Origin of the sequence: Vreelandella vilamensis (assembly GCF_031451755.1) — a bacterium.
Classification (GTDB): domain Bacteria; phylum Pseudomonadota; class Gammaproteobacteria; order Pseudomonadales; family Halomonadaceae; genus Vreelandella; species Vreelandella vilamensis.
The window spans coordinates 77370-92341 of record NZ_JARWAN010000005.1 but is presented as its reverse complement, the minus strand read 5'-3'; the positions used below and the strand labels follow the sequence as shown (position 1 = coordinate 92341).

At 52.7% G+C, this 14972-nt stretch carries 14 protein-coding genes; 4 read left to right on the top strand and 10 right to left on the bottom strand.

Going from position 1 to position 14972, the window contains the following annotated elements; genetic code table 11:
• Positions 1-8: 8 nt before the first annotated feature.
• Positions 9-3752: a methionine synthase gene (gene metH, locus QC823_RS04685; RefSeq protein ID WP_309655196.1), complete on the bottom strand. Its 3744-nt coding sequence runs from the start codon at positions 3750-3752 to the stop codon at positions 9-11.
• Between the two features lie 267 nt (positions 3753-4019).
• Between metH and nfuA the strand changes: the two genes are divergently transcribed.
• Positions 4020-4640 (top strand): Fe-S biogenesis protein NfuA, encoded by a 621-nt coding sequence (gene nfuA / locus QC823_RS04680; RefSeq protein ID WP_309655195.1) that lies wholly within the window; start codon positions 4020-4022, stop codon positions 4638-4640.
• Positions 4641-4692: 52 nt separating this feature from the next.
• Here nfuA and QC823_RS04675 read toward each other — a convergent pair whose 3' ends face one another.
• The gene (locus QC823_RS04675) at positions 4693-5751 is read right to left on the bottom strand and encodes a DNA-binding protein (RefSeq protein WP_309655194.1); all 1059 of its coding nucleotides are present in this window, start codon (positions 5749-5751) and stop codon (positions 4693-4695) included.
• 265 nt (positions 5752-6016) lie between these two features.
• Between QC823_RS04675 and QC823_RS04670 the strand changes: the two genes are divergently transcribed.
• Both QC823_RS04670 and QC823_RS04665 read left to right on the top strand, forming a co-directional pair.
• On the top strand, positions 6017-7150 hold the full coding sequence (locus QC823_RS04670) for a tyrosine-type recombinase/integrase (RefSeq protein WP_309655286.1): 1134 nt from the start codon (positions 6017-6019) through the stop codon (positions 7148-7150).
• A gap of 58 nt (positions 7151-7208) precedes the next feature.
• Complete coding sequence (locus QC823_RS04665; RefSeq protein ID WP_309655193.1) at positions 7209-7619, top strand: SufE family protein; 411 nt, start codon at positions 7209-7211, stop codon at positions 7617-7619.
• Here the strand turns inward: QC823_RS04665 and yidD are convergent.
• The 6 genes from yidD to QC823_RS04635 are packed head-to-tail and all read right to left on the bottom strand — an operon-like array spanning position 7612 to position 12317.
• A complete protein-coding gene (gene yidD / locus QC823_RS04660; RefSeq protein ID WP_309655192.1) occupies positions 7612-7953 on the bottom strand; it encodes a membrane protein insertion efficiency factor YidD in 342 nt (113 codons plus the stop codon). The genes QC823_RS04665 and yidD overlap by 8 nt on opposite strands.
• Entirely contained in the window at positions 7946-8383 is a 438-nt protein-coding gene (gene hisI / locus QC823_RS04655; RefSeq protein WP_309655191.1) for a phosphoribosyl-AMP cyclohydrolase, read from the bottom strand. The genes yidD and hisI overlap by 8 nt, the downstream gene beginning before the upstream one ends.
• A 51-nt stretch (positions 8384-8434) precedes the next feature.
• Entirely contained in the window at positions 8435-8881 is a 447-nt protein-coding gene (locus tag QC823_RS04650; protein WP_309655190.1) for a transcriptional repressor, read from the bottom strand.
• A gap of 32 nt (positions 8882-8913) precedes the next feature.
• Positions 8914-9915, bottom strand: coding sequence for an alpha-L-glutamate ligase-like protein (locus QC823_RS04645; RefSeq protein ID WP_309655189.1), 1002 nt, complete (start codon positions 9913-9915; stop codon positions 8914-8916).
• The gene (locus QC823_RS04640) at positions 9912-11435 is read right to left on the bottom strand and encodes an inactive transglutaminase family protein (protein ID WP_309655188.1); all 1524 of its coding nucleotides are present in this window, start codon (positions 11433-11435) and stop codon (positions 9912-9914) included. The genes QC823_RS04645 and QC823_RS04640 overlap by 4 nt, the downstream gene beginning before the upstream one ends.
• A gap of 42 nt (positions 11436-11477) precedes the next feature.
• Positions 11478-12317, bottom strand: coding sequence for an ATP-dependent zinc protease family protein (locus tag QC823_RS04635; RefSeq protein WP_309655187.1), 840 nt, complete (start codon positions 12315-12317; stop codon positions 11478-11480).
• A gap of 206 nt (positions 12318-12523) precedes the next feature.
• Between QC823_RS04635 and QC823_RS04630 the strand changes: the two genes are divergently transcribed.
• Positions 12524-13087 (top strand): DUF3833 domain-containing protein, encoded by a 564-nt coding sequence (locus QC823_RS04630; protein ID WP_309655186.1) that lies wholly within the window; start codon positions 12524-12526, stop codon positions 13085-13087.
• 68 nt (positions 13088-13155) lie between these two features.
• Here the strand turns inward: QC823_RS04630 and QC823_RS04625 are convergent, their stop codons facing one another.
• The gene (locus QC823_RS04625) at positions 13156-13548 is read right to left on the bottom strand and encodes an ectoine synthase (protein WP_309655185.1); all 393 of its coding nucleotides are present in this window, start codon (positions 13546-13548) and stop codon (positions 13156-13158) included.
• Positions 13549-13654: 106 nt separating this feature from the next.
• Positions 13655-14923, bottom strand: a complete 1269-nt coding sequence (gene ectB / locus QC823_RS04620; RefSeq protein ID WP_309655184.1) for a diaminobutyrate--2-oxoglutarate transaminase — start codon at positions 14921-14923, stop codon at positions 13655-13657.
• Between the last annotated feature and the right edge of the window lie 49 nt (positions 14924-14972).

Genomic DNA, 14972 nt, shown 5'->3' with positions numbered 1-14972 from the left:
ACCACGGGTTAGCTCGGATCGTAAGACAGCACAGGAGCAAGCCAACGCTCTAGTTCGGTAAGCGTCATGCCTTTACGTTCTGCGAGGACTTCGACTTGATCGCGGGTGATTTTTCCCGTCGAAAAATACTTTGATTGGGGATGGGAGAAATACCACCCCGATACCGCTGCCGCCGGCCACATGGCAAAGTTCTCGGTTAATTCAAGGCCGGTGTTATTGCTGGCATTGAGCAAACGAAAGAGCGTGGCTTTTTCGGTGTGATCGGGGCAGGCCGGGTAGCCCGGTGCAGGACGAATGCCCTGGTATTTTTCCGCAATAAGGGCATCGTTATGCAGCGATTCTTCGGGGACATAGCCCCAGAATTCCTTGCGCACGCGTTCGTGCATGCGCTCGGCAAATGCCTCGGCCAAACGGTCGGTGAGTGCCTGAACCATAATGGCGTTGTAGTCGTCGCCAGCGGCCTCATAGGCTTTACTTAGTGCGTGCACACCGTGCCCGGTGGTAACCGCAAAGCCGCCGATCCAATCGGGCGTTTCGCTCGCTTTTGGCGCAATAAAATCGGCCAGGCTATAGCAGAGTCCATCGCGCCCTTTGGTAGTTTGCTGACGAATGTGGTGTAGCTGCTCCACCACGTCGCGTCGCTCATCGTCGCGGTAGACTTCAATCATATCGTCATCCACGGTATTTGCGGGCCAAAAACCGATCACTCCGCGTGCCTGAACACGTTTTTCATCGACCAGTTTACGCAACATCTTCTGCGCATCGGTAAATAGGTTGCGTGCGACTTCGCCAACTTTTTCATCATCCAAAATCTTGGGGAATTTACCCGCCAACTGCCAGCTCATGAAGAAAGGCGTCCAGTCGATACGTTCGATAAGTTCCTCAAGGTCGTAATCATCGAAAACCGTGAGACCGGCAACGTTAGGTGTTGGCGGGGTATAGGCAGCCCAATCGGTACGAAAGCGTCGCTTGCGCGCCTGCTCATAGCTTAGGTCAGCCGCTTTGGGGCGGCGTTTAGCATTACGCTCGCGGACTTTTTCGTACTCTTCGCGAATTTCGGCGACGTAAGGTGTTTTAAGGTTGGGAGTGAGCAAACGACCCGCGACACCAACCGCTCGCGACGCGTCGGTGACATAGATCACCGGGTGTTCGTATTGCGGCTCGATTTTCACCGCGGTGTGCGCTTTTGACGTCGTGGCACCGCCGATCAACAGCGGCAGACTCATGCCGCGACGCTGCATTTCTTTAGCGACGTGAACCATCTCATCCAGCGACGGCGTGATCAGGCCTGAAAGGCCAATAATATCAGCATTATGCTCCTCGGCGGCCTGCAAAATCTTTTCGGTGGGCACCATTACGCCGAGGTCAATGACTTCGTAGTTATTGCACTGCAGAACAACGCCGACGATGTTTTTGCCGATATCATGGACATCCCCTTTAACGGTCGCCATGACGATCTTGCCCTTAGTCTGGCTTTCCCCTTGGGAAAGCTCGGCCTTTTCCTCTTCGATGTAAGGAATGAGATACGCCACTGCCTGCTTCATCACGCGGGCTGATTTTACTACCTGGGGCAGGAACATTTTACCGTCACCGAACAAGTCGCCCACTACGTTCATGCCATCCATGAGTGGACCTTCGATGACCTCAATGGGGCGGGCGGCGGCTTGACGCGCCTCTTCCGTGTCCTCTTCGATGTAGGCTGTCACGCCTTTGACCAACGCATGCTGGATGCGCTGGTTAACTTCCCAGCTACGCCAAGCAAGGTCCTCTTTTTTCGCCGCGCCGCTACCGTCGCCTTTGTATTGTTCAGCGATATCTAAGAGACGCTCGGTGGCGTCATCGCGGCGGTTGAGCACCACGTCTTCAACGGCTTCACGCAACTCGTTGGGTAAGTCGTCATATACCGCTAGCTGGCCGGCGTTGACGATTCCCATGGTGAGGCCCGCGCGAATGGCGTAGTAGAGGAAAACGGAGTGGATCGCCTCGCGCACCGCGTTGTTGCCGCGAAACGAGAACGAAACGTTAGACACACCACCGGAGACCATGGCGTGGGGTAGGTGTTCACGAATCCACTGTGTCGCCTCGATAAAATCAACGGCGTAGTTGTTGTGTTCCTCAATGCCGGTAGCAATGGCAAAAATATTGGGGTCGAAAATAATGTCCTCCGCCGGGAAGCCGATCTCATCAACCAGCAGGCGGTAAGCGCGCTGGCAAATCTCGGTTTTACGCGCAAAGGTATCGGCTTGGCCCTCTTCATCGAACGCCATGACGACAATAGCAGCACCGAAGCGGCGGCACTTGGTTGCCTGTTCGCGAAAGGCCGCTTCCCCCTCTTTGAGCGAGATCGAGTTGACGACCGCCTTGCCCTGCACGCACTGCAAGCCGGCCTCGATAATTTCCCACTTGGAGGAATCGATCATGATCGGTACGCGGGCAATATCGGGCTCACCGGCGATCAGGTTGAGAAAGCGCACCATGGCTTCCTGCGACTCCAACATGCCCTCATCCATGTTGATATCGATGATCTGCGCGCCGTTTTCGACCTGCTCTAGTGCAACTTCTAACGCCGTAGTGAAGTATTCCTCCACGATCAAACGCTTAAAGCGCGCCGAGCCAGTGACGTTAGTGCGCTCGCCGACGTTGACGAACAGCGAGTCAGCCGCAATATTAAACGGTTCAAGCCCCGACAAGCGGCAGGCTGCGTTGCGCGTGGGAATTTTGCGCGGTGCCATGTCCGCGACGGATTCCGCAATCGCGCGGATGTGTTCCGGCGAGGAACCACAGCAGCCGCCGATAATATTGACCAGCCCGCTTTGGGCGAACTCGCTGACAATGGCTGCCATTTCTTCTGGCGTTTGATCGTATTCACCGAATTCGTTAGGCAGCCCAGCGTTTGGGTGAGCTGAAACAAAGGTATCGGCTTTGGTGGAAAGCTCTTCCAAGTAAGGGCGTAATTCCTCAGCACCCAGCGCGCAGTTCAGTCCAATTGAAAGAGGTTGAGCGTGGCGAACCGAGTTCCAAAACGCTTCGGTCGTTTGTCCGGAAAGAGTGCGGCCAGAGGCATCGGTGATGGTGCCAGAAATCATTACCGGCAAGCGTTCGCCGCGGTCGTCGAATAACGCTTCTAACGCATAAATGGCGGCTTTGGCGTTGAGCGTGTCGAAAATTGTCTCGATGAGAAACAGGTCGGCGCCGCCTTCGATTAGGGCAATGGCGGCTTCGCGGTAGTTCTCGCAAAGCTCATCGAAGGTGACATTACGCTTGGCTGGGTCGTTAACATCCGGGGAAAGTGACGCCGTGCGCGACGTCGGACCCAACACACCGGCAACAAAACGTGGTACGCCGGTTTCGCGGGTAACCGCATCGCATACTTCGCGTGCCAGACGCGCCGACTCTCGGTTGATTTCCGGCACTAAATCTTCCATGCCGTAATCCGACTGCGACAGGCGAGTACTATTGAACGTGTTGGTTTCAATAATGTCGGCGCCGGCTTCAAGATAGTCACGATGGATCCGCGTCACGACATCGGGGCACGTCAGCGCTAATAGGTCATTATTGCCTTTAAGGTCCGATGGCCAGTCACGAAAGCGCTCGCCCCGAAACTCCCCTTCGCTCAGCTCGGCATTTTGCAGCATGGTACCCATGCCGCCGTCGAGGATCATGATTCGCTGCTCAAGGGCGTTTTTAAGCACGTTTTTTAATGAGGATTCAACACGTTGAGTAGGCGTTGCGGTCAAGGCACTAGCAGACATGGCAGGGGGAGATCTCCAGCGTCACAGTAAACGTCATCAGTGCCGCGGTAGCCAGCGGCAAAGAGGGTGTTATTAATAAGATAATAAAAAGATGAGTATGATAGCAGAGCGCGTGCGCGGTGGCAGCTGCCCTCGCGGGAAAAGCCTAGTAAAACGGTCGGGATTGTGTCGGCAGCTAGTTTTGGCTTACCATAGTCATAACTGAAAATAGTCACAAATGAAATGTGAAGTGGCCATTGCCACTGCCACGGGAGGAAAACACCCCTCATGAGCACGACAGCAGAAGACACCGTAGAAGAAGTGAAAGGTATCGAGATTACCGACAGCGCCCAAGATTACCTGGCTGAGCTTTTGGAAAAGCAAAATGTTGAGGGCATCGCGGTGCGTATCTTTATTACTCAACCGGGTACGCCGTATGCGGAAACTTGCCTGGCTTACTGCCGCCCTGGTGAGGAAGAGCCCACCGATCAAAAGATTGAGCTTGAAAAGATTAACGTCTTTCTGGATAAAAACAGCCTGCCGTTTTTAGACGAGGCGGTGGTGGATTTTAATGCTGACCGCATGGGTGGGCAGCTCACGATCAAAGCGCCCAATGCCAAGATGCCCAAGGTGAACGCCGATAGCCCTTTGGAAGATCGCGTGAACTATGTGCTCTATAGTGAAATCAACCCTGGGCTTGCCGCGCATGGCGGTGAAATTAAGCTGGTTGAACTCACCGAAGATCAAGTGGCAATACTCGCCTTTGGTGGCGGTTGCCAAGGCTGTGCGGCAGTGGATTTAACGCTGAAAGATGGCGTGGAAAAAACACTTATTGAGCGTATTCCTGAGCTTGCGGGTATTCGTGACGTGACCGATCACTCCGACACCACCAATGCTTATTACCGTTAAGCTATAGTTCAGCCAGTATATTCATGCCTTATCGCTTTATATCACGCCCTGCTTAACGCGGGGCGTTTTCATTTTTGTCTTCACGCCGTACTTGTGCGCGTAGTGAGTCAGGCAGGCTGGAGACTTGGCGTTGAAGTGCTTGAACGCTTTGCCATAGCTCGTTTTGCCACTGCTCGGATTGACGTTTTGTCAGCGTTTCATGCTCGCGCTGAGTTTTGTTAAGGGTTTGCCGAACGCTATCGAGCTCGCTTTGTAGGCGCTTAGTTTCTTCTTCATGTTGCTGAGTGGTTTGTTTTTCTTGCGCGAGTCGCTGCTCGGCCGCTTTTTGTCGCGTTTCTGCCTGGTGGCGTGTTTTTTGCTCGTCTTTTACGCTATCGCCAAGGGCTTCAAGTCGTTTCTCAAGCTGCTGTAGGCGCTTATTTAGCGCTTTTTCCTCTTCCGCATATTCCTGTCGCACGCTATCCAAAAGTCCCATCAGTTTGCCTTCCGTTGCCTCGTTACGCTGCTGTTCCTGAACGAGTTTTTCCTCCCATGCTTGACGCTGTTGCACGAGTGTTATGCGGCTTTGCTCTTCCTGCTCGTTGCGCTGTTGGGCTAACGCTTCGAGCTGGCTATTGGCCGCTTTTAGCTGTTGTTCATGGTGCTCATTTTCTGCTTTCCAGCGCGCACACTGTGTAGTCGCTTCAGCAAGATCGCCGCTTAAACTTTCTAATCGTGCCTCTATGTGACGCAGGTGCTCAGCAAGCGCGCTTTCGCGTTGTGCGGCATTGGCCGCGTGCGTTTGCGCGTCTTTAGCCTGCGTTTGTGCGTCAGCCACTTTGCGGTCTGCCTCTTCGCGGTAGTGGGCGAGGCCTTCATTCGCGACCTCTTGTGCCTGCTGCCACATATCCGAGGCCAGCGTAACGATGACCTCGGGGACGCCTTTGGGGGGTGGGATGTCGCGGTTTTGCGCGCGTTCACTGCGCCAGTGGCGAAAGTGCTCGCTGATGGTCGTGAAACTGCCGGTACCTAAGACCTCGCGAATGCGTTGCACGCTGGGTGTATCACCGCGTGAAATCAGCTGGTCAATGGCGTGTTGTACATCGCTGTATTGAATGCCGTTGCGTGCCATTCAAAGCTCCTGAAAATGTTGAAGAGGCTTAAAGCAAGATTCGCCCGGAAATTAACGCCACTATTGTGCGTTGCGTACCCGAAAAGCGCAATAATTACATATTACGTATTATGTAATTCTATTTATGGTATAGCGTATAAATTCAAGATTACCCGTCTTATCTTGAATTTTTCCGAGCGTACTGGCAGATTAGGCACTTAGCTTGAAAGGAGCCTTCGTGAAAGAGCCAAAACCCGCCATACCCGCGCTGCATCACCTAGCAAACATGAATGTAATAGGGGAGCAGGACGCACTACCCAGCCGCGCAGAACAGCGCATTGACGCTAATAATGATGTAGACGCTGTGACGCATTGGCTTGCTGAGTACCGCGAAAGCCCGCAAACCCAGCGTGCGTATCGCCGAGAGGCCGAACGGCTGATGCTGTGGCTATATACAGAAGAACGGACACTTAACGAGGTGGATCGTCATTGCCTATCACGCTTTGAAGGCTTTCTCGCCGACCCGCAGCCGCGGGCACGATGGGTCGGGCCAACTAAACCTCGCCATCACCCAGAGTGGCGACCGATGCGCGGGCCATTATCACCAGCAAGCCGGCGGCAAAGCTTGGTCATCTTGCAGGGCATGTACAGTTGGTTAGTGGAAGCCGGGTGGGTGGCATACAATCCCTTTCGGTTGATGCGTGATAAGTCCCGGCGCCTGAATAACCAAACGCGTCAGGTAGAGCGTTATTTTGAGCAACCGTTATGGGCGTGGTTTTGGCGCTGGCTGCATCGCCCGCTGCCAAATGCGAGTCCTCGTGCGCATTTTGAGCGAGCAAGGCAACAGATCATCTTTGCCTTTGCTTATCTACTGGCGCCGCGCATTAGCGAAATGGCCGCAGCGCAAATGGGCGATTTCTACCGCCGCGAAGGTCGTTGGTGGTGGCAAGTGGTAGGGAAGGGCGACAAGCTCGCGCACGTACCGGTGCCGGATGATTTTTTTATCTATCTCACCGAATGGCGCAAAACGTTGGGCTTGCCGCCTCAGCCCGCGTATCAAGAAGCTACGCCACTGCTACGCGCGTTGGACAGTAAGCGTGGCATTAGCGACAATCAGCTTTACCGTTTAATTTGCGCGAGCTTTAACGCCGCCGCCAAAACACTCGAAGACGAAGAAGGGTCGCTTGCCTATATCGCAGCACTGCAACGCGCCACCCCGCATTGGCTGCGCCATACGGCTATCACTCATCAAGCGCAAGCCGGGGTTAGCCTGCGTTATTTGGCAGAGAGTGCTCGCCACGCCCGATTGGAAACAACATCACGCTACCTGCACACGGAGGCGCATCAGTGGCACGATGAACAACAACGCCATCGGTTGACGGCGCTTTATCCGTTAGCGTCTTCGCCGGATCAAGAGTAAACGCGTTATAATGCAGTAGCTTTCACTTCTCTAATCCATACCGATAAAAGGGCGCGTAATGAGCACTGAGCAGGCGCAGCAAGAGCTAATTGAAGAGTTTGAGATGTTTGATAACTGGATGGATCGTTATCAATACATTATCGATATGGGCAAGGCGCTACCGGATTTCCCAGATGAATGGAAAACCGACGAGTATAAAATTCAAGGCTGCCAGTCCAATGTTTGGGTACGCCACGAGCAGCAGGGTAATCAGCTTATTTTCAACGCCACTTCGGATGCGGCAATTGTCTCGGGGCTAATCGCGGTGCTGCTGCGCATTTATAATGAACGCACCGCCGAGGAAATCACGGCGACCCAGCCGCATTTTCTGGGCGACCTGGGGCTGGATAAGCACCTTTCTCCAACGCGCAGTAACGGCCTACACGCGATGCTTGAGCGCATTTATGGCGTGGCTCAAAGCGCTACTTGAGCTTGGGAGGCTCATTAGGCGAGCAACAAAGTTCTTCGTCTTCTTCACAGAGCTTTTCGCTCGGGCCGCCAGGGACAGGGTCTAATCCGCCGTCGCTTCCCGGGTGGCATTTGATTATGCGCTTAATTGCCATCCAGGTACCTTTTGACGGCCCGTGTACCTGAATTGCTTCAATCGTGTAAGAAGAACAGCTCGGCCAAAACCGACAGCGCGGACCGAGCAGAGGGCTAATCACCAGTTGATAGCCTCTTATCAGCCCGACCAGCAATGTTACCCAACACCAGCGTAACGACGCTTTGAGTCGGATAAGGCCGCGCTTAAGTGCGTTAACCATAGAGCTCAGCAGGGTCAATGAGTGGTTCACTCGTGATACGCGCATCTGATGCATTGATGTCTAAATAAAAGCAGCTGCGCCGCCCGGTATGGCAAGCAGGCCCCGTTTGCTCCACTTGGAGCAACAGCGTATCGCCATCACAATCCAAAGCGGCGGATTTTAACTGTTGTTGCTGACCCGATGACTCGCCTTTACGCCATAATTTGCCCCGCGAACGCGAGTAGTAACAGACGCGGCCAGTACGGAGTGTCTCTTCCAATGCCTCTCGGTTCATCCATGCCATCATTAACACCTCGCCGCTATCAAACTGCTGGGCGATAGCGGGAATCAATCCTTGCTCGTTATACTTAATAGCATCGAGGAGGTCAGAAGTGGAGGGCAGGGTGTCATCGCGGTTGGCACTTTCTAGCTGCTTGAATAACGCTGACATATCGTTAACTCATGGACAAGAAATTAGCCACAATGGTGGCGTAAGGATGGATTACGCCCGCTCGGTTTGACAAACAGCACATAGGCCTTGCAGTTCAATGGTTTGACGCTCAACACGAAAGCCTTTGCGTTCGGCGCGGGCAGCGAGCTGGTCGCTAATTTCGTCTAAGTGTATCTCTTCCACATGTCCGCAGCGGCGACAAATCAACAATTGAAAACCGTGGGCGTGCTCCGGGCAAGCGCAGGCGACATAAGCGTTTTGTGACTCAATACGATGGACCAACCCTTGCTCGATCAAAAAATCGAGCGCTCGATATACCGTCGGTGGGCGCGCGGCGGCATGTTCGGTGGAGAGCTTATCCAGCAGGTCGTAAGCCTTTAAGCCACCGCCACTTTGGGCAATTAGTGCGAGGACCTTGCGACGGATTGGCGTGAATCTCACGCCGCGTGCTTGGCATTGAGAAGTGGCTTGCTGAAGTAATGCGGTTGTTTGAGGCATAGCCCCCTCTGTACGTCTATCGTTCACGCAGTTTACGCGCTTGGCAACGGTGTGTCAGTGCTGTCGAGCAGTTCACTGCGGCGGGCGAAGTGGTGCTGAGCAAAAGCAACGCGCTTTTCAGGTGACACGCCGCTGGGTTGGCGCTCAATCAGGTCTAAACGCCGCCGTAAGCCTTCGCCGTTAGTCATTTGGATGGCAAGCCCGGGACGGGCGTTTAATTCCAGCAGCATTGGGCCGTGTTGTCGATCTAGCACCATATCGGTGCCTAAATAGCCCAGCCCGGTCATTTCATAGCAGCTGGCGGCCAGGTTCAGCAGCGTTTCCCACTGCGGCACCACCAAGCTTGCAAGGTCGCGACCCGTATCCGGGTGATGGGTGCAAGAACGATCAAACTGCACGCCGCGCAACGCGTAACCGCTTGCCATATCGAGCCCAACACCGACGGCCCCTTGGTGTAAGTTGGCTTTGCCATCGGAGGCGGCCGTTGATAAACGCATCATCGCCATCACAGGGTAGCCGTTAAAGATGATCACGCGGATATCGGGCACACCCTCGTAGCTATAGGCCATCAGACTTTCATCAAAGTTGATAAGCGTTTCGATCACGGCCACGTCAGGCGAGCCGCCAAGCGAATAAAGGCCTGAGAGGATATTGGAGACGTGCCGCTCGACATCCGTGAGTGAAAGGCGAACGCCACTTGGCTTAATAAAGTCATTAGCGTCGCTGACTCGCTCAATGACTAATATGCCTTTACCTCCGCTGCCTTTCGCTGGCTTGATCACAAATCCTTGGTGGCCTTTGAGAATATCGCCAATGTGCTTAACGCCAAACTGCGTTTCTACTGTGCCGATAAGGGCAGGGGTGGTGATACCGTGTGATTGCGCAAGCAGTTTCGTTTTGAGCTTATCGTCCACCAGTGGATACAAGCGGCGATTATTGTAGCGCCCAATGTAACGAATATTGCGGCGGTTCATCCCGATAATGCCTTTGCTGCGCAGTCGCGACGGCCACGTCCATTGCTGCCACCAGCTCATGATTTCGGCTCGTCATCGGTGATGGGTTTAAAGCGACGCAACTCCAGTAGGCGATAGCCTGTGTAATTACCCAAAATCAGTATTAACGCCATTAAAATAAACTGCACACCTAAGAAGTTGAACGTGATGTGGCGCACCACAGGGTTATTCATCGCCAAAAAGGCCAATACCGCCGTGACTAGGCTGCCACCCCCTTGCATAAGTACTTCTTTAGGGCCTTCTTCTTCCCAAAGAATCGACATGCGCTCAATGGTCCAGGCCAAAATGATCATCGGGAAGAACGTTATGGTCAGCCCCGCATTTAGCCCTATTCGGTATGCTAATACAGAGAAAACAGAAATAATCGCAATGACGGTGATGATAACCGCCGATACCCTCGCGACAAGCAGTAGGTTCAAATACGACAGATAATTGCGGATCACAAGGCCGACTGACACTACGAGTAAAAAGCCTATCAAACCGGTTGAAAGTGACGTTTGAATAAAAGCCAAGGCAATTAATACCGGCATAAAAGTGCCGGATGTTTTGATCCCGACAAGTACACGTAGCAACACCACCATCAGCGCGCCAATTGGAATCAGCAGAATCGTTTGGAAAAGCGCCTGCTCTTCGAGTGGCAAACTGTGAATAGAAAAATTCAGCAGGGTGTTATCGGATAAATGATTGCGCACAGCCGCTGACGCGGGCTGAGAGTGGGTAAGCATCGAGAAGGTGACACGCGAATTCGTTCCGCCTTGTACTTCAAGAACGGCTTGGCCGCCCGTTTCCCAAAGCAGCAAGTTCTCTGGCTTGCCTTGTTTACCGCTCTTCGGATGGAATAGCCACCACTGATCTTCGTTGTCGCTAAATACCTGAATCCAGTTACTCAAGGTTTGCCGGCGGCGGCCATCTTCCAGCATCAAACCGCTAATTGCACGTGCTTTAACACCGGCTTGGTTCAAGAGCCGCACAAGTAATTCTGTAGACTCAAACTGGGTCAACAAAAGACGGGCATTCTCTCCTTGGCGATCACCGTTAACATCACGGATTAACTCTCGGGCGAAGGTGGCATTGTCGGCACTGCGTGCCCAAGCCTGCTCGATCACCTCGGTGGCAGCAGTGCCGTAAGGGCGCTCCCACGGCGTTGCAGGCGGAAGGGCAGGCGCTGTTTGTTGTGCTGCTTGAGCGTCAGGCGAAACAAGAATTTGCGCTGAATAATACAGTTGCTGGCTGCCTGCCGCATCGCGGATGGTCCACTGAGCACGACGCCCAAACTCGTCAGCGTGGTAGGCCAAGCCATAGCCAGAGGAGGCCGTGTTCTCGGTTAACACGCGAAACCCTTGTTGGTGAGAGGGCAGAGAGAAGTCAACTTCCACAGGGCCATTTTGCGCGTTAAAGTTTATCATCGCTTCCACTTCCCACACTTGGCGCTGTTCGCCGGGAAGCCAGGGAATCTCAAACTGTACATGCCGGTGAACGCTCATGGCGATACCCGCAATAAGTAAAAGGCCAACAATGGCATAAAAAGGAAGCCGAGACATGCATCAAGCCCTTATGTTTAGTGTTAAGCGCGCTTGATAGCGCTACTCTTCGTTATCATCTTGGTCGACAGCTTCATCAGCGGCTGCTGCTTCCGCTGGCTCACCGCCGGGGAATTCAGGGCGTGAATGCAGGTAGGTTTCTGCAACATCGATAAGCGCAATATCGAGTAAAAAACGACGACCTAGCAGAACCGGGTAACTTAAGTGCGAACGGTTTGTAAGCGTAAATTCGACGTTTTCGCGCATTGGGCCAAGCGTCGTCAATAGTGATATAACGGGCCTCGAATCACCCTCATCATTTGCGGATTGAATAACACGTACACGCCGCTTAACCGGCGCTTCAATCCACTCATTACGCTTTTCCTCCACCGCAACATCATCGTCATTAAGAGCAAGTTTGAACCGCACCCAATTTTCGCCGTCACGTTCAAAGCGCGTGACTTCTCGGGCAGAAAGCGACGAGGTGTTAGCACCGGAATCAATGCGAGCTTTTAAGTAGGTGCCGATACCGGGTAGGCCAATCCACTCATTGCGACCAAGCAGGGTTTTGGTATCTAGTACATCACGGGTTTCACACTCTTCACGAATGATTATCGGCTCACCGCCACTGGCCTGCAACGATTGAATGTCGCCGCGTAATTGGCGTAATAAGCTCCCTACTTCACGCACATCAGCGGTTAATGCTTGCCGCTCGCGTTGGGCCTGCGCCAACGTTTCGGGTGGGTTGCACTGTGTGGAGATGTTCTGGGTTAGCTCGTTGATGCGCGCATGAAAGGCCGGCTCGCTGAGGGGGGGAGGAGTATCGTTATCAGGCTGCAGCAATGCGCATCCTGTTAACGATAGTGACAGAATTGCTGCTACCCAAATGGAACCGTGGCGCATGGTTTGGCACATCCTTTATTTACAAGAATTGGATAATAAGGAGTTGTCTTTGTAGTGTCCAATATGATTTAACATAATATATATTATGCGTACTCAAATGGCTCGTAATTATTATTTTCACTTTATGGCTAATAGCTGCACTTATCCCGAAAATACCCTACCATTACTTTACGCAATATAATGTTTGCATCGTTTTGGAGGTGCTTATGGTCCAACATGCTTTTCTTAATCGGGTTATTCCTACGTATTATCGTCGTTGGTGTTTGGCGCTTGCCTTTCTAATACTTGCAGGCTGTTCAGGTGTTGATATTGAACAATACGCTGATCGCGAACCCAAACTGGATATTGGCGAGTATTTTGCCGGCAGCACGCGTGCTTGGGGAATAGTTCAAGATTACAGTGGCGAATTACAACGTCAATTTACCGTCGATATCGCCGGTGACTATGATGGCGATACCCTAACGTTAGACGAGTCTTTTGTGTTTGCCGACGGCGAGACCGACCGCCGCGTGTGGACGTTTGAACGTGTCGAAGAACATCTCTGGATTGGCCGTGCAAGCGATGTTGAAGGTAATGTTGAAGCCCGCCAATACGGGAATGCGTTTCATATGCGCTATCCACTAGACATTGAGATCAGCGGTCGCACAATTCGTTTTACGATGGACGACTGGATGTATCTTCAATCGGATGGGCGTCTTATTAACCGTACTGCCATGCGCAAGTTTGGTCTAACGTTAGGCGAAATCACGTTGATTTTCGAGCAGCAATAGCGAGTTGAAAGCACTAAAAAGCCCGCTGGCAAATAGTCAGCGGGCTCGACAATATGATGGATATGACATCAATCGTCGGCGGGTGCGTAAGAGCCGTCTTCGCGGTGGATTTCATTCCCCGTAATGGGCGGCGTGAAAACGCAAGCCAAGTGCATGGTTTTATGGGCACGTAACAAATGGTCATCGTGCTGATCGAGAATGTAAATATCACCGGGCTTGATCGGCCAAATTTTTCCGTCAGCCAACGTTTCCACTTCGCCTTCGCCTTCAATGCAGTAGACGGATTCGTAGTGGTGCTTGTAGTGAATATGCGTTTCCGTACCTTCAAAGATACGCGTGATGTGGAATGAGAAATTGCCGCCGTCGTTTGCCAGTACCAGACGCGTGCTATCCCAGTTGCCATTTTCCGCTTTGACTAGGCGATCTGACTGACGAGCTTCTTCTATATTACGAACGATCATATCTTTTCCTCGTTTGAAGCGACTCTGTACCGAGCCGCCCTATCAGTTTTCATACTATCTGTTTCTTACTATCTGTTTCATGCTATCAGTTTCATATTATCTGGGCTTATTCGCTAATGACAGCATTAACGCTCGCTTCAAGAATATCCAAGCCTTCTAGCAGGTCTTCATCGGTAATGGTAAGCGGGCACAGACATTTGACGACTTCGCCATCTTGACCGCTGGTTTCGATGATCAGGCCGTGTTCAAACGCTTTGCTTGTGATTTTATCGGCAATATCGCCGGATACCACATCGATACCTCGCATCAAACCACGACCGCGCTCTGTTGCCGGCATACCGTTATCGCTCAGCATCGCCGCCAGCTTTTGGAAACGCTCTTCCACGATACGGGCTTTACGCTGCACATCACGCTCAAAGGTATCGTCGCTCCAGTACTTTTTGAGCGCCGCGGTTGCCGTGACCATGGCGAGACTAAAGCCACGGAACGTGCCGTTATATTGCCCCGGCTTCCACTGGTCCAACTCGGGACGCATTAGCACATGCGCAAACGGCAAACCAAAGCCAGAGAGCGATTTAGAATTGGTAATGATGTCAGGAACGATACCGGCGTGTTCAAAACTGAAAAATTTTCCGGTGCGTCCACAGCCCGCTTGAATATCATCGACGATCAACAGAATGTCATGCTCGCGACAGATGTCTTCCAAGCGCTTTAACCACTCGAGGCCGGCTACGTTAATACCGCCCTCGCCTTGCACGGTTTCAACGATCACGCCCGCTGGTACATCCAAACCACCGGATTTGTCTTTGAGCAGCTTTTCAAAGTAATCCAACGTGTCGGTATGCTCACCCATGTAGCCGTCAAAGGGCAAAAAGCTTGCGCCCTGAGTCGGAATACCACCAGTGGCTTCGCGGAACTTGCGATTACCGGTGGTGGCGAGCGCCCCCATCGTGACGCCGTGGAAACCATTGGTAAACGTGACAATATTAGGACGGCCTTTGGCAACGCGCGCAAGGCGAATCGCTGCTTCTACTGCGTTGGTGCCCGTTGGCCCTGGCAAGTGAACTTTGTAGTCCAAGCCTCGCGGTTTAAAAATCAGCGTTTCCAGCGCGTCAAAATAGTCGCGCTTAGCTTCTGTCCACATATCCAGAGCGTGAACGATACCGTCACCGGCAAGGTATTCCACCAACGCTTCTTTCATGTGCGGGTTGTTGTGGCCGTAGTTAAGCGTGCCAGCGCCGGCGAGGAAATCGATATACTCACGGCCTTCCTCATCGGTTAAGCGCGCGTTTTGCGCCTTGGTAAACACTACCGGGAAAGAGCGTGAATAGGTACGTACATTCGATTCCATACGTTCAAGCGTCTGGGTCTGCATTAGCGAACTCCTTTGATCGTTGTGACAATAACTGGTGGTGCAAAATTAA

Excerpts from the sequence above, each read along its gene's own strand:
- metH (WP_309655196.1), bottom strand. The coding sequence starts at position 3,752 with ATGTCTGCTAGTGCCTTGACCGCAACGCCTACTCAACGTGTTGAATCC.
- nfuA (WP_309655195.1), top strand. The coding sequence starts at position 4,020 with ATGAGCACGACAGCAGAAGACACCGTAGAAGAAGTGAAAGGTATCGAG.
- QC823_RS04675 (WP_309655194.1), bottom strand. The coding sequence starts at position 5,751 with ATGGCACGCAACGGCATTCAATACAGCGATGTACAACACGCCATTGAC.
- QC823_RS04670 (WP_309655286.1), top strand. The coding sequence starts at position 6,017 with ATGAATGTAATAGGGGAGCAGGACGCACTACCCAGCCGCGCAGAACAG.
- QC823_RS04665 (WP_309655193.1), top strand. The coding sequence starts at position 7,209 with ATGAGCACTGAGCAGGCGCAGCAAGAGCTAATTGAAGAGTTTGAGATG.
- yidD (WP_309655192.1), bottom strand. The coding sequence starts at position 7,953 with ATGGTTAACGCACTTAAGCGCGGCCTTATCCGACTCAAAGCGTCGTTA.
- hisI (WP_309655191.1), bottom strand. The coding sequence starts at position 8,383 with ATGTCAGCGTTATTCAAGCAGCTAGAAAGTGCCAACCGCGATGACACC.
- QC823_RS04650 (WP_309655190.1), bottom strand. The coding sequence starts at position 8,881 with ATGCCTCAAACAACCGCATTACTTCAGCAAGCCACTTCTCAATGCCAA.
- QC823_RS04645 (WP_309655189.1), bottom strand. The coding sequence starts at position 9,915 with ATGAGCTGGTGGCAGCAATGGACGTGGCCGTCGCGACTGCGCAGCAAA.
- QC823_RS04640 (WP_309655188.1), bottom strand. The coding sequence starts at position 11,435 with ATGTCTCGGCTTCCTTTTTATGCCATTGTTGGCCTTTTACTTATTGCG.
- QC823_RS04635 (WP_309655187.1), bottom strand. The coding sequence starts at position 12,317 with ATGCGCCACGGTTCCATTTGGGTAGCAGCAATTCTGTCACTATCGTTA.
- QC823_RS04630 (WP_309655186.1), top strand. The coding sequence starts at position 12,524 with ATGGTCCAACATGCTTTTCTTAATCGGGTTATTCCTACGTATTATCGT.
- QC823_RS04625 (WP_309655185.1), bottom strand. The coding sequence starts at position 13,548 with ATGATCGTTCGTAATATAGAAGAAGCTCGTCAGTCAGATCGCCTAGTC.
- ectB (WP_309655184.1), bottom strand. The coding sequence starts at position 14,923 with ATGCAGACCCAGACGCTTGAACGTATGGAATCGAATGTACGTACCTAT.